This is a genomic window from Pseudomonas botevensis (assembly GCF_019145475.1).
GTDB lineage: Bacteria > Pseudomonadota > Gammaproteobacteria > Pseudomonadales > Pseudomonadaceae > Aquipseudomonas > Aquipseudomonas botevensis.
Genome location: NZ_JAHTKI010000001.1, coordinates 427,439 through 441,331 on the forward strand (window position 1 = coordinate 427,439; position 13,893 = coordinate 441,331).

The window sequence follows — 13,893 nt, forward strand, 5'->3', positions numbered from 1 at the left end:
GGCTCCTTTTTAGCGACATTGCGCAAAGGATAGTCGTGGCCTCGCAGACCGTTGGGCCACTACCCGACGGAAGCCGTTTCGGGATTTGTCAGCCAGCCACTTGCGCCGATGCAACCCACGCCGCGTCGGCGTTTTGCAGATCGACCGAGCAGACGCTGATCAGGTTACGAAGTTTTTCCCCGATCACCTGGGCGCGGTGCCAGCTCAGGCCGTCGATGATCATGTCGACCGACAGCAGATCGTCCAGCCGCTGCACGCTGACCTGCTCGGGCGTGAGGAACTGCAAGGCGAACAGGTTCAGCACTCGCACCAACAGATCCGGCTCGGCCTCGGCGAGAATCCGGTATTGCGCGCGGCAATGGGCATTGCTGACGTTCCACACATCGGCGCGGGGCGAGGGGGTGTTCACGGCTTCGAGGTGGGGCATGGCGCGGCTCCAGGATCAGTGGAGAAATTTTTACATTCGATGCCGGGTATTTCTTATCTAAAATGAGCGACTTTGGCGGTTGATCGAACAGATCAATTCGATAAAAGCTATTTCTGAGGATTATTTATGCACAGCGAGCTGGACAGCTACGACCGCCGCATTCTCGCCTTGCTGCAAGAGGACGCTTCCCTGTCCAGCGCACAGATCGCCGAGCAGGTGGGGTTGTCGCAATCGCCATGCTGGCGGCGGATTCAGCGGATGAAGGAGGAGGGGATCATTCGCGGGCAGGTAACCTTGCTCGATCGCAAGAAAATCGGCCTGAACACGCAGATCTTCGCCGAAATCAAACTCAACGCCCACGGCCGTTCAAATTTCACCGAATTCACCGAGGCGATTCGCGGCTTTCCCGAAGTGCTGGAGTGCTACGTGCTGATGGGGGCGGTGGATTTCCTGCTGCGCATCGTGGCAGCGGACATCGAGGCGTATGAGCGGTTCTTCTTCGAGAAGCTGTCGCTGGTGCCGGGGATTCAGGAAGTGAACTCGATCGTCGCGTTGTCGGAGATCAAGTCCACCACCAGTTTGCCGGTAGTGCGCTGAATACTGTCGTGGCGAGGGGATAAATCCCCTCGCGACAGGTTGTTACATGCGCAGCAGCATCTTCCAGGCACGATTCTGATAAACCGCGATCGCCTGATGCTTGCGCGCATCGAGCACTTCGTCGGTGATCGATTCGTTGGCCAGTTGTGCCAGTTGCTTCAACTCACCGTACAGGCGATCCATTTCCGGGATCTCCAGCACGTTGCGCGCGTGGTGCAGCCAGACCTGAATGCGCTCGATACGCGGCAGTTGCTCAGCCAGGTCTTCCGGCTGTTGCTGATAACGCTGCAATTGCAGCGAATTGGCTTCTTCACCCAACAGACGCGGCAGCCAGCTGTGCAACTGCGCGGCGCCCTGGCGATTGCCACGGGTGTTGCGGTCGGCGGTCCAGGTACGGGCCAGCAGCCAGCGCGAGGCGTTCAGCGAGAACAGGCCCCAGCGCGGGTCTTCCAGCTCTTCGAGGAACTGCTCCGGCGCAGCCTTGCGCACGTCTTCATCTTCGAGACCGGCCTGCACCAGTGGACGCCAGTCTTCGAGCAAGGCATCCAGTGCCACACGCAGGTCGTGGGTCGATTGACGCGGCGCGGCCTGGCCGAGGCTGCTGAGCAGGGCACGCAGTTCAGCGAGGCTTTCGACCCAGTCCTGCAACAGGCGCCAGTGGCCGTTGAAGCGATACTGTTCGGCCAGACGCTGGCTGCTGCCGAGCAGATGCCAGCTCAGCGCGGCGAAGGCGTCGTCCAGTTGGGTTTCGCTGGTCAGTTGCGGCGCCGGCAGGCTCAGCGAGTAGCTGTTGGCGTCGTACAGGCGATAGCCGCGTTCGGCCTTGCTGATGTCGCACGGCATCAGGGCCAGGGTTTCGGCGAGTTCGGCGGCCAGTTCCAGCAGCGCGGCAGGTTCGCCTTCGCGCAATTCCAGTTCCAGTTCGCAGATTTCTTCTTTCTGCTTGCCGACGACCACATGGCCCAGGTCCAGCGCGGCCTCGATGACCACTTTGGCCTTGCCGCGACCCCAGGCGATTTCCGCGCGCTCGCGGACGAAATCGGTGGTGAAGATCGGCTTCAGGGTTTTCTTGTCCAGTTCGGCGAGGGACGCTGGCCAGCATTCGCCGTCGAGTTTTTTCACGTCGAGCTTGGCTTTGGCCAGGTGCCAGTCGTACTCGTTACGCTCGGACAGACCGGCGACGCTCTGGCCGCGGGTCTTGAGGGTCTGAATCACTTCGTCGCCATCCTTGCGCAGGCGCAAGGCGACTTTGGCCTGGGCCAGGTCGCGCTCGGGGGTGTCGAAGTACTGGTTCATCAACTCACGGCGTTCCCAGCCATTTTTGTTGCGTTTTTTCAGGAGCGGGTGCTCGCGCAGGGCGGCGAGGGTTTCGCGGCTGACGCGGAGTTTGATTTCGGTTTCTTTCTGCATGGCCGGAAAATCCAGGATCGGGAGCGCAGCCGGGGGAATGTGTGGCTGCCAAGGTCGTGCAGTGTACAGGACTGAACCTTCCTACGCCTTGCGGCGGTTTATTCTCGGCGCCGGATGGTTCTATGATGAACCTCAATCCGGGAGTTGGAGTCAGCGATGCCTTTGCCGTCCATGAAAGACCAGTTCGCTGCACTGATCGCCTTGCCATCGGTCAGTTGCACCCAGCCGAGCCTGGATCAGTCCAACCGTCCGGTGATCGATTTGCTCGCGGCATGGCTCGGCGATCTGGGCTTCAGCTGCGATATCCAGCAGATCAGCCCCGGCAAATTCAACCTGCTCGCCAGTTTCGGCAGCGGCCCTGGCGGGCTGGTGCTGGCCGGGCACAGCGACACGGTGCCCTACGACGATGCGCTGTGGCAGACCGATCCGCTGAAGCTTACCGAAGTCGACGGTCGCTGGGTGGGTCTGGGCAGTTGTGACATGAAGGGCTTTTTCGCCCTGATCATCGAGGCGGTGATACCGCTGCTCGACCAGCCGTTCAGGCAACCGCTGCTGATCCTCGCCACCTGTGATGAAGAAAGTTCGATGTCCGGCGCCCGGGCGCTGGCCGAGGCGGGGCGGCCGCTGGGCCGCGCGGCGGTGATCGGCGAGCCGACCGGGCTCAAGCCGATCCGCATGCACAAAGGCATCATGATGGAGCGCATCGACATCCTCGGGCAGAGCGGCCACTCCTCGGACCCGCGCCTGGGCCACAGCGCCCTCGAAGCGATGCATGATGCGATCGGCGAACTGCGTGGCCTGCGCCTGTTGTGGCAGCGTGAATTCAACAATCCGCAATTCAGCGTGCCGCAGCCGACGATGAACTTCGGCTGCATCCATGGCGGCGACAACCCCAACCGCATCTGCGGCCAATGTTCGCTGGAGTTCGACCTGCGGCCGCTGCCGGGCATGAACCCGAAAGTCTTGCGCGCGGAAATCCTGCAAAAGCTCAATCCGGTGGCCGAGCGGCACAAGGTCAAGATTGACTACGCGCCACTGTTCCCCGAAGTGCCGCCGTTCGAACAGGCCGAAGACGCGGAGCTGGTGCGGATCGCCGAAAAACTCACCGGTCACAGCGCCGAAGCCGTGGCGTTCGGCACCGAGGCGCCGTACCTTCAGCGCCTGGGCTGCGAAACCATTGTGCTTGGTCCCGGCGACATTGCCTGTGCGCATCAACCGGGCGAGTACCTTGAAATGTCACGTTTGCAGCCTACCGTGCATCTATTGCGACAACTGATTGAACATTACTGCCTGACTCCGGACAAAACCTGATATCGGCCCGTTGAAGTTCTCGCCCCACAAAGGTTGTGTCTTACCGGACCAAACGCGGTAAATTGCCGCCAATCCAACCCGTATTCATGAGGAGAGCGCGCGTGTCGCCAAGCCTGTTCCGACGATAACCATCAGCCTGCTGTGCGTTTTCCGTTCCGCCCCTTTTTCCGGCTGCTATTTATTACAGGCCCAGGTTCATGCCCGAATACGTCAATTGGCTTCGCCACGCGTCTCCCTACATCAATGCCCACCGCGATTGCACCTTCGTCGTCATGCTGCCCGGCGACGGCGTGGAGCATCCGAACTTCGGCAACATCGTCCACGACATCGTGCTGCTGCACAGCCTCGGTGTACGCCTTGTGCTGGTCCACGGTTCGCGCCCGCAGATTGAAACGCGCCTCGCCGCTCGCGGCCTGACCCCGCATTACCACCACGGCATGCGCATCACCGATGCCGCGACCCTTGAGTGTGTGATCGATGCGGTCGGCCAGTTGCGTATCGCCATCGAGGCACGCCTGTCCATGGACATGGCGTCGTCGCCGATGCAGGGCTCGCGTCTGCGGGTCGCCAGCGGCAACCTGGTCACTGCGCGGCCGATCGGCGTGCTTGAAGGTGTCGACTATCACCACACCGGCGAAGTGCGCCGGGTCGACCGCAAGGGTATCAACCGCTTGCTCGACGAGCGCTCGATCGTGCTGCTGTCGCCGTTGGGTTACTCGCCGACCGGGGAAATCTTCAACCTGGCTTGCGAAGACGTCGCCACCCGCGCCGCCATCGATCTGGGTGCCGACAAACTGCTGCTGTTCGGCGCCGACCTCGGCCTGATCGACGAGAACGGCAAACTGGTGCGTGAACTGCGTCCGCAACAGGTGCCGGCGCATTTGCAGCGTCTGGGCAGCAACTATCAGGCGGAATTGCTCGATGCCGCCGCCGAAGCCTGCCGTGGCGGCGTGGCGCGCAGTCATATCGTCAGTTACGCCGAAGACGGCGCGCTGCTGACCGAGCTGTTCACCCGTGACGGTGGCGGCACGCTGGTGGCCCAGGAGCAATTCGAATTGGTGCGTGAGGCGGCGATCGAGGATGTCGGCGGCTTGCTCGACCTGATCAGTCCGCTGGAAGAGCAGGGGATTCTGGTGCGTCGTTCCCGCGAGGTGCTGGAGCGTGAGATCGAGCAGTTCAGCGTGGTCGAGCGTGAGGGGATGATCATTGCCTGTGCGGCGCTGTATCAGATCGCCGATTCGGACGCCGGCGAGCTGGCGTGCCTGGCGGTGAATCCGGAGTACCGTCATGGCGGGCGTGGCGACGAGTTGCTGGAGCGCATCGAAACCCGCGCCCGGGCACAGGGCCTGAAGACCCTGTTCGTCCTCACCACCCGTACCGCGCACTGGTTCCGCGAGCGTGGCTTCGAGCCCAGCAGCGTCGAACGCCTGCCGGCGGCTCGGGCTTCGCTGTACAACTATCAGCGTAATTCGAAGATTTTCGAAAAGAGCCTCTGAAAAACGTTACGAGCTGATCGTTCCCACGTCGCGTGGGAACGATCGTCGTCGAGGCGGATTTTATTCAGTGATGAACTTCGCGCTGACATACGGCGAGTAATCCGGCAGTACCGTTTCAACCTTGCCCTGTTCCTTCAGAAATTTCGCCGTCTCGCCAATTGCCTTCGCCGTGCCGCCGTCCAGCAGCGCTGTGGTCTGCTGCGCCTTGGCATCCGGGAAGGCTGAACCGGCGAGCAATTCCGGAACGTCGGCGGCATTGGCACCGGTCAATTTGGCGATTTTCTGTACCGGTACGGAGTCCGCCGTCCAGCTGTCTTTATGGCTGGCGTAATCGGCGAACGAATCCAGGGTGACCTTGGCGAACCTGGCTACTACGTCGGGATGCTTCTCGGCGAAGTCCTTGCGCGCCACCCAGACTTCGAAGGTTGGCGCGCCCCATTGGCCGACCTGCGCGGCATCGGTCAGGGTCTTGCCGGTCTTGCGGATTTCACCCAGCGCCGGCGACCAGACAAACGCGCCATCAATGTCGCCCCGTTTCCATGCCGCCGCGATTTCCGCCGGTTGCAGGTTCACTACTTTGACTTTCGAGGTGTCCAGGCCCCAGTGCTTCAGGGCGCCGAGCAGGCTGTAGTGCGAGGTGGAAACGAAGGGGGTGGCGATGGTCTTGCCGATCAGATCCTGAGGTTTGTCGATGCCGCTGCCATTGCGCACCACCAAGGCTTCGGCGGCATTGATCTGTGCGGAAACGATGAACGCCACGATCGGCAGGTTGCGCGAAGCGGCGGCAGCCAGGGGACTGGAACCGAGGTTGCCGATCTGCACGTCGCCAGAGGCGATGGCTGTCACAACTTCCGGGCCGCTGTTGAAACGACGCCAGTCGATTTTCTCGCCGATGGCCTTCTCGTAGAGGCCATCGGCCTGGGGCACTTTGCTCGGGTCGATGCCGGTCTGGTAGCCGACAGTGAGGGTGGCGGCATGGGCCGAAAAAGAAATCAGTGCTGACACACAAACTGTAACAAATTGACTAGATAGTGCGCGTTTGGCCATGATGGCGTCGCCTTTTCGATAGGGTTTGACGTTTTGGGGTTACGCCAAAGCTAATCGATCTAAAAAAAGGCTAACAAATACCATTTAGGAATGAGCTTAGGCGCCGATACGCTGTGTTCCGGTGCAGATGGCCATTAGATGGCCATATTCCTGAATGATATGAAAAAGAATGAATAAATTCTTTTTGGGTTTATCTGGAAGTCTTTACCCTGCAGGGACCAAATAACTGCGATTAGACCTTGGTCGTAGACGCACAAGGTTACGATTGACTTGTCAGTCACGGTCTGGCGCTAATCGCGCATCTCAGGATCCAGGGGCATCAGACCCCGGACCAGGAACACAAGAATTAGAAACGAGAGGAGCGATACATGAACAAGTCCACCTTGGCCCTGGCCGTGGCCGTAGGGGTTTTGGCGCAGCAGGCAGGCGCCGCCGGTTTCATCGAAGACAGCAAGGCCACCTTGGGGCTGCGTAACTTCTACATCAACACCGACAACCGCGACAGCGCTGCTCGTACCGCTTCCGGCGTACAGAGCAAGAACGAAGAGTGGGGCCAAGGCTTCGATCTGCGTTTCATCTCCGGTTACACCCAAGGCACCGTAGGCTTCGGTATCGACGCCATCGGCCTGCTGGGCGTGCGTCTGGATTCGGGCGGCGGCACCAACGGCGCCACTGCCACCTCGTACGGCGGTACTGTGTTCCCGAGCAAGTCCAACGGCGAAGCTGTTGATAACTTCTCCAGCCTGGGCCTGACCGCCAAGGCCAAGATCTCCCAGACCGAACTGAAATTGGGCACCCTGCAGCCAAAACTGCCGGTTATCGTGACCAACGACGGTCGTCTGCTGCCACAAACCTGGCAGGGTGGCCAGATCACTTCCGGCGACATCAAGGACCTGACCCTGGTCGGTGGTCAGATCGAAGCCGTGAAAGGTCGTAACTCCAGCAACAACGAGCAACTGTCGATCGGCGGCGCCAACAGCCCGACCATCAGCGGTCGCGACAGCAACAAGTTCATCTACGCCGGTGGTGACTACAAAATCACCAAAGACCTGACTGCCCAGTACTACTACGGCAACCTGGAAGACTTCTACAAGCAGCACTTCCTGGGTCTGGTTCACAACTGGGCAATCGGCCCGGGCGTATTGAAGTCCGACTTCCGTTACTTCAACAGCTCCGATGACGGCGCCAACAGCAATACCCCTGCTTACTTCAGCAGCGGTAACTACACTGGTTCCGCCAGCGGTCGCGGTAAAGTCGACAACAACCTGTACAGCGGCCTGTTCCTGTACACCGTTGCCGGTCACACCTTCGGTGGCGGCTACCAGGTTTCCAACGGCAGCAGCGACTTCCCTTGGCTGAACCAGGGCGACGGTTCGTCGAACTACACCATCACCGACATGCAGATCCAGAAGTTCGGTCGTGCCGGCGAGAAAACCTGGCAAGCTCGCTACTCGTATGACTTCGCCAAAGTCGGCCTGCCAGGCCTGACCGCCGGTGTGGTTTACCTGCGTGGCGACAACATCGACACCGTGGGTGCCAACGGTCGTGAAAACGGCAACGGCAACTCCGAGTGGGAACGCGACTTCACCGTTGGTTACGTGATTCCTGAAGGCCCGGCCAAGAACCTGGGCTTCATGTGGAAAAACGCTACCTGGCGCAACGACATCCCAGGTCAGCGTGACCAGGATGAAAACCGCCTGATCGTCAGCTACTCGATCCCGCTGCTGTAATAGCGCGACTCGATCCGCTGATAAAAAAAGCCCCGTCCGGCATCGCGCCGGACGGGGCTTTTGCGTTTCGGGTCAGGCCCACCCCCGTAGACCTGTCCCGAAATTCCCCTCTTTACAGCAACTCAAGGCCTTCTCGAACCTTGCAAGCGATATTCGGCGCGCTGGCGGCAAGCGTCCAGTGAACAGATCTTTAATATTCTTTACTGATATAAATATCTGATTATTTATTCTTTTTCAGAATCTCAAATCCCGAGCTACAGTTGAGGTCTCCAACAACTCATCAGGAGCAGCACCATGAGCCTCAGACTCGGCGATATCGCCCCCGATTTCGAACAGGATTCCAGCGCCGGCAAGATCCGTTTCCACGAGTGGCTGGGTGGTAGCTGGGGCGTGCTGTTTTCCCACCCGGCGGACTTCACCCCGGTGTGCACCACCGAGCTGGGCTTCACCGCCAAGCTCAAGGATGAATTCACCCGGCGCGGCGTGAAAGCCATCGCACTGTCGGTCGACCCGGTGGATTCGCACCACAAGTGGATCGAAGACATCAACGAAACCCAGAACACCGTCGTCAACTTCCCGATCCTGGCCGACGCCGATCGCAAGGTTTCCGACCTGTACGACCTGATCCATCCGAACGCCAGCGACACCCTGACCGTGCGTTCGCTGTTCGTGATTGATCCGAACAAGAAGATTCGCCTGACCATCACTTACCCGGCGAGCACCGGGCGCAACTTCCACGAAATCCTGCGGGTCATCGATTCCCTGCAGCTCACCGACAACTACAAGGTGGCCACGCCGGCCAACTGGCAGGACGGTGAAGAGGTGGTGATCGTGCCGTCGCTCAAGGATGAAGATGAAATCAGACAGCGCTTTCCGAAGGGTTACCGTGCGGTGAAACCGTACCTGCGCCTGACGCCGCAGCCGAACAAGTAACCCGGCGTCCGTCCGGGCAGCACAGCATTCAGCGTTGCAAATCCACAAAGCAGGGGATTTCAGGCCGTTTCGACGGCCTGTTTTTTTGCCCGGAAGAAAGTGATTCGTATATCTCCATAAGGAATAACCAAATAAATAAATATGATTTATGGATATATGAATCAGCTGGTAAGGTCATTCCCATCGAAGCGAGATCGCAGCCCGCGAATCGCCTGTAACGCGCAAGGAATCGTCTGAATGCTGGTGGTCTCGCTCGGTGGCAGTCCCAGCCAACGCTCCCGTTCCGGAGTGTTGCTGGAGCGCTCGCAACGCTGGTTGCAGCAGCAAGGGGTGGAAGTGGTGAGTTATCAGGTGCGGGACTTTCCTGCCGAAGATTTGCTCCACGCCCGTTTCGACAGCCCGAAAGTGCTCGACCTGCTGCAACAGATCGAAAACGCCGATGGCCTGCTGATCGCCACGCCGGTGTACAAGGCATCGTTTTCCGGTGCGCTGAAGACCGTGCTGGACCTGCTGCCGGAGCGTGCGTTGAGCCACAAGATTGTCTTGCCGATGGCAACCGGCGGCAGCATCGCCCACATGCTGGTGGTCGATTACGCCCTCAAACCGGTGCTGGCGGCATTGAAAGCGCAGGAAATGCTGCAAGGGATTTTTGCCGAGGACAGCCTGATCGCCTACGGCGAAGGCAGTGCCCAGGCGCAGTTGGCACCGGCACTGGAGCAGCGTCTGCATGCGGCGCTGGAAGAGTTTGTCGGGGCCATGGCCCGTCGGCCGAAGCCGCTGGCGCCAGGTCTGTTGAACGAACGTTTGTTGAGTGCTCGCTGGAGCATTTAAGCCTCATCGAAATTTGAAGTACTGGCCTTACTCGCCCGCCAACGGGCAAGCAGGTGCAGCCAAAACCCAACAGCAAAAAGGAGAGCGCTATGCGCACTGTATTTTTGCGTCGCGGTCTGGTCGCTCTGTTTGCTGCGGCTGTGTCCTTCGGCGCCATCACTCAAGCTCAGGCCGAGACCCTGCGTATCGGTTATCAGAAGTACGGCACCCTGGTGCTGCTCAAGGCCAAAGGCACTTTGGAGAAACGTCTGGCCGCCCAAGGCGTGGACGTGCAATGGACTGAATTCCCCGGTGGTCCGCAACTGCTGGAAGGCCTGAACGTCGGCTCGATCGACTTTGGCGTCACCGGCGAAACCCCGCCCGTGTTTGCCCAGGCCGCCGGTGCCGATCTGCTCTACGTGGCCTATGAGCCGCCAGCACCGAACAGCGAAGCGATCCTGGTGCCGAAAGACTCGCCGATCAAATCCGTCGCTGACCTCAAGGGCAAGAAAGTCGCCCTGAACAAAGGCTCCAACGTTCACTACCTGCTGGTACGGGCGCTGGAAGACGCCGGACTCAAGTACACCGATATTCAAACCGTATTCCTGCCACCGGCCGATGCCCGCGCGGCGTTCGAGCGTGGCAGCGTCGATGCCTGGGTGATCTGGGACCCGTACCAGGCTGCTGCCGAGCAACAGCTGCAAGCGCACACCCTGCGCGACGGCAAAGGCATCGTCGACAACCATCAGTTCTACCTGGCGACCAAACCTTACGCGCAGAAAAACCCTGAGGTGATCAAGACCCTGGTGGAAGAAGTGCGCGCGGTCGGCGAGTGGTCCAGGGCCAACCCGCAGGACGTGACCCAACAGGTGGCGCCGCTGCTCGGTCTGCCGGCAGACATCACCCTGACCTCGGTGAAACGCCAGGGCTACGGCGCGCTGTTCCTGACCCCGGAAGTGGTCGCCGCGCAACAGAAAATCGCTGACACCTTCTACCAGCTCAAGCTGATTCCCAAGCCGTTGAGCATCAAGGATGTGATCTGGACCCCACCGGCCGCTGTGGCCAAGGCGCAGTAATTCGAATCCCCAAGGAGACCACTCCATGAGCCTCAATATCTTCTGGTTCCTGCCTACCCACGGCGACGGCCATTACCTTGGCACCGCCGAAGGCGCCCGCGCCGTCGACCACGGCTATCTGCAACAGGTCGCGCAAGCGGCGGACCGACTGGGTTTCGGCGGCGTGCTGATTCCCACCGGGCGCTCCTGCGAGGATTCGTGGCTGGTGGCGGCGTCGCTGATCCCGGTGACCCAGCGTCTGAAATTCCTCGTCGCCCTGCGCCCCGGGATCATTTCCCCGACGGTCGCGGCGCGGCAGGCGGCGACCCTGGATCGTCTGTCCGGCGGTCGTGCGCTGTTCAATCTGGTGACCGGTGGCGATCCGGAAGAACTGGCCGGTGACGGTCTGTTTCTCAGTCATGAAGAGCGCTATCAGGCCTCGGTGGAGTTCACCCGGATCTGGCGTCGGGTGCTGGAAGGCGAGACCGTCGACTACGACGGCGAACACATCAGTGTGAAGGGCGCCAAACTGCTCTATCCGCCGCTGCAGCAACCGCGTCCGCCGCTGTACTTCGGCGGCTCTTCGGAAGCGGCGCAGGATCTGGCCGCCGAACAAGTCGAGATGGTCCTGACCTGGGGCGAACCGCCGGCCGCTGTGGCCGAGAAAATCGAACAGGTCCGCGCCAAGGCGGCGAAGCTCGGACGTACCGTGCGTTTCGGCATTCGCCTGCATGTGATCGTCCGCGAAACCAATGCCGAAGCCTGGCAAGCGGCGGATCGACTGATCTCGCACCTGGACGACGACACCATCAAACGCGCGCAGGCTTCGTTGGCGCGCTTTGATTCGGTCGGCCAGCAACGCATGGCGGCGCTGCACGGTGGCAGCCGTGACAATCTCGAAGTCAGCCCGAACCTGTGGGCCGGCGTCGGCCTGGTGCGCGGCGGTGCCGGTACGGCGCTGGTGGGTGACGGGCCGACCGTGGCGGCACGGGTGAAGGAGTACGCCGATCTGGGCATCGACACCTTCATCTTCTCCGGTTATCCACACCTCGAAGAGTCGTATCGCGTCGCCGAGCTGCTGTTCCCGCACCTCGACATCGAGCGTCCGGAACTGCCGAAAAGCGCTGGTTACGTCAGTCCGTTCGGCGAGATGGTGGCCAACGATATCCTTCCCAAAGCCGCGTCCCAGAGCTGAGGCGCCGCCATGAAGAAATTTATCCACAGCCTCGCGCCCTGGGCGTTGCCGGTGTTACTGCTGGCGGTGTGGCAGTTGTCGGTGTCGGCGGGCTGGTTGTCGACGCGGATTCTGCCGGCACCGGTGGCGGTGATCGAAGCCGGCGTCAGCCTGGTACGCAGCGGCGAAATCTGGACGCACCTGGCGATCAGCGGCTGGCGCGCCGCGCTGGGCTTCACCATCGGCGGCAGCATCGGCCTGGTGCTGGGTTTCATTACCGGTCTGTCGAAGTGGGGCGAACGCTTGCTCGACAGCTCGGTGCAGATGATCCGCAATGTGCCGCACCTGGCGCTGATTCCGCTGGTGATCCTGTGGTTCGGCATCGACGAGTCGGCGAAGATTTTTCTGGTGGCGCTGGGCACGTTGTTCCCGATCTACCTCAACACTTATCACGGCATCCGCAACGTCGACCCGGCGTTGGTGGAGATGTCGCGCAGTTATGGCCTGTCCGGTATCGGCCTGTTCTGGCAGGTGATTCTGCCGGGCGCGCTACCTTCGATTCTGGTCGGCGTGCGGTTTGCGCTGGGCTTCATGTGGCTGACGCTGATCGTCGCGGAAACCATTTCCGCCAGCTCCGGCATCGGTTACTTGGCGATGAATGCCCGGGAGTTCTTGCAGACTGACGTGGTGGTGCTGGCGATTCTGTTGTACGCGGTGCTCGGCAAACTGGCCGACCTCGCGGCCCGTGGCCTTGAGCGTGTGTGGCTGCGCTGGCATCCGGCGTATCAGGTGACGAAGGGAGGTGCAGCATGACCGCACAACAACCTCCACGCCTGCTGCGCGGGATTCCGCTGGCGCTGCGCAATCTGCAAAAGACCTTCGGCGCGCGGCAGGTGCTGCGTGACATCGACCTGCATATTCCGGCCGGGCAATTCGTCGCGGTGGTCGGGCGCAGCGGCTGCGGCAAAAGCACATTGCTGCGTTTGCTCGCCGGCCTCGATCAACCCACCGGCGGCGAGTTGCTGGCCGGCTCTGCACCCCTCAGCGATGCCCGCGAGGACACCCGGCTGATGTTCCAGGAAGCACGGCTGCTGCCGTGGAAACGGATCATCGACAACGTCGGTCTTGGCCTCAAGGGCAACTGGCGCCCGCAAGCGTTGCAGGCGCTGGAAGCGGTCGGGCTGGCGGATCGCGCCAACGAGTGGCCGGCCGCCTTGTCCGGTGGGCAAAAGCAGCGCGTGGCCCTGGCCCGGGCGCTGATCCATCAACCGCGTCTGTTGCTGCTCGACGAGCCGCTGGGCGCGCTGGATGCCCTGACCCGGATCGAGATGCAGCAACTGATCGAGCGTCTCTGGCAGCAACACGGCTTCACCGTGCTGCTGGTGACCCATGACGTCAGCGAAGCGGTGGCCATTGCCGACCGTGTGATTCTGATCGAGGACGGCGAAGTCGGCCTCGACCTGCAAGTGGAGCTGCCGCGTCCGCGAGTACGCGGTTCGCATCGACTGGCGGCGCTGGAAACCGAAGTGCTCAACCGTGTGTTGTCCCTGCCCGGCGAGCCGCCGGCGCCGGAACCCGTTTCACCACTGCCTGCGCAATTGCGCTGGGCTCAATAACGCAAGTTCACAAACGACAGGAATCAATGCCATGACTATCAAAGCCATCAACGTGCGCAACCAGTTCAAAGGCTCGATCAAGGAAATCGTACTCGGCGACGTGCTGTCGGAAATCGACGTGCAGACCGCTTCCGGCATCGTCACTTCGGTGATCACCACACGCTCGGTCAAGGAGCTGGAGCTGGAGGTCGGCAGTGAAGTGATTGCCTTCGTGAAATCCACCGAGGTGTCGATCGCCAAGTTGTAAGGGCGTGGCACAAAAACAACCCCGAAGGGTGTGAGCCCTT

Annotated in this window: 14 protein-coding genes; 11 read left to right on the top strand and 3 right to left on the bottom strand. The window is 61.0% G+C overall.

What is annotated here, in order from left to right; translation table 11 throughout:
• Positions 1 to 88: 88 nt before the first annotated feature.
• A complete protein-coding gene (locus KVQ74_RS02045; protein ID WP_217829333.1) occupies positions 89 to 427 on the bottom strand; it encodes a hypothetical protein in 339 nt (112 codons plus the stop codon).
• A gap of 126 nt (positions 428 to 553) precedes the next feature.
• Between KVQ74_RS02045 and KVQ74_RS02050 the strand changes: the two genes are divergently transcribed.
• Positions 554 to 1,024 carry an Lrp/AsnC family transcriptional regulator gene (locus tag KVQ74_RS02050; protein ID WP_217829334.1) on the top strand — a complete coding sequence of 157 codons (471 nt, stop codon included), beginning with the start codon at positions 554 to 556 and terminating at the stop codon, positions 1,022 to 1,024.
• Between the two features lie 42 nt (positions 1,025 to 1,066).
• On the opposite strand, the gene KVQ74_RS02055 is transcribed toward KVQ74_RS02050, so the two are convergent.
• Entirely contained in the window at positions 1,067 to 2,434 is a 1,368-nt protein-coding gene (locus tag KVQ74_RS02055; protein ID WP_217829335.1) for a CYTH domain-containing protein, read from the bottom strand.
• A 156-nt stretch (positions 2,435 to 2,590) separates the two neighbouring features.
• Between KVQ74_RS02055 and argE the strand changes: the two genes are divergently transcribed.
• Both argE and argA read left to right on the top strand, forming a co-directional pair.
• Positions 2,591 to 3,745, top strand: a complete 1,155-nt coding sequence (gene argE / locus KVQ74_RS02060) for an acetylornithine deacetylase (protein WP_217829336.1) — start codon at positions 2,591 to 2,593, stop codon at positions 3,743 to 3,745.
• 197 nt (positions 3,746 to 3,942) lie between these two features.
• Positions 3,943 to 5,241, top strand: a complete 1,299-nt coding sequence (gene argA, locus KVQ74_RS02065; protein WP_007951778.1) for an amino-acid N-acetyltransferase — start codon at positions 3,943 to 3,945, stop codon at positions 5,239 to 5,241.
• Positions 5,242 to 5,301: 60 nt separating this feature from the next.
• On the opposite strand, the gene tauA is transcribed toward argA, so the two are convergent.
• The gene (tauA, locus tag KVQ74_RS02070) at positions 5,302 to 6,291 is read right to left on the bottom strand and encodes a taurine ABC transporter substrate-binding protein (RefSeq protein WP_404822645.1); all 990 of its coding nucleotides are present in this window, start codon (positions 6,289 to 6,291) and stop codon (positions 5,302 to 5,304) included.
• A gap of 365 nt (positions 6,292 to 6,656) precedes the next feature.
• Between tauA and KVQ74_RS02075 the strand changes: the two genes are divergently transcribed.
• From KVQ74_RS02075 to KVQ74_RS02110, 8 genes are all read left to right on the top strand, one after another.
• Positions 6,657 to 8,018 (top strand): OprD family porin, encoded by a 1,362-nt coding sequence (locus tag KVQ74_RS02075; protein ID WP_217829338.1) that lies wholly within the window; start codon positions 6,657 to 6,659, stop codon positions 8,016 to 8,018.
• Positions 8,019 to 8,312: 294 nt separating this feature from the next.
• Positions 8,313 to 8,951: a peroxiredoxin gene (locus KVQ74_RS02080; RefSeq protein ID WP_217829339.1), complete on the top strand. Its 639-nt coding sequence runs from the start codon at positions 8,313 to 8,315 to the stop codon at positions 8,949 to 8,951.
• Positions 8,952 to 9,188: 237 nt separating this feature from the next.
• On the top strand, positions 9,189 to 9,782 hold the full coding sequence (ssuE, locus tag KVQ74_RS02085; RefSeq protein ID WP_217829340.1) for an NADPH-dependent FMN reductase: 594 nt from the start codon (positions 9,189 to 9,191) through the stop codon (positions 9,780 to 9,782).
• A gap of 89 nt (positions 9,783 to 9,871) precedes the next feature.
• Complete coding sequence (locus KVQ74_RS02090) at positions 9,872 to 10,837, top strand: sulfonate ABC transporter substrate-binding protein (RefSeq protein ID WP_217829341.1); 966 nt, start codon at positions 9,872 to 9,874, stop codon at positions 10,835 to 10,837.
• Positions 10,838 to 10,862: 25 nt separating this feature from the next.
• Positions 10,863 to 12,011, top strand: a complete 1,149-nt coding sequence (ssuD, locus tag KVQ74_RS02095) for an FMNH2-dependent alkanesulfonate monooxygenase (protein ID WP_217829342.1) — start codon at positions 10,863 to 10,865, stop codon at positions 12,009 to 12,011.
• Between the two features lie 9 nt (positions 12,012 to 12,020).
• Positions 12,021 to 12,803, top strand: a complete 783-nt coding sequence (gene ssuC / locus KVQ74_RS02100; protein ID WP_217829343.1) for an aliphatic sulfonate ABC transporter permease SsuC — start codon at positions 12,021 to 12,023, stop codon at positions 12,801 to 12,803.
• On the top strand, positions 12,800 to 13,606 hold the full coding sequence (gene ssuB / locus KVQ74_RS02105) for an aliphatic sulfonates ABC transporter ATP-binding protein (protein ID WP_217829344.1): 807 nt from the start codon (positions 12,800 to 12,802) through the stop codon (positions 13,604 to 13,606). Before ssuC ends, ssuB begins: the two co-directional genes overlap by 4 nt.
• Positions 13,607 to 13,637: 31 nt before the next feature.
• A complete protein-coding gene (locus KVQ74_RS02110) occupies positions 13,638 to 13,853 on the top strand; it encodes a TOBE domain-containing protein (protein ID WP_065259896.1) in 216 nt (71 codons plus the stop codon).
• Positions 13,854 to 13,893: the final 40 nt, after the last annotated feature.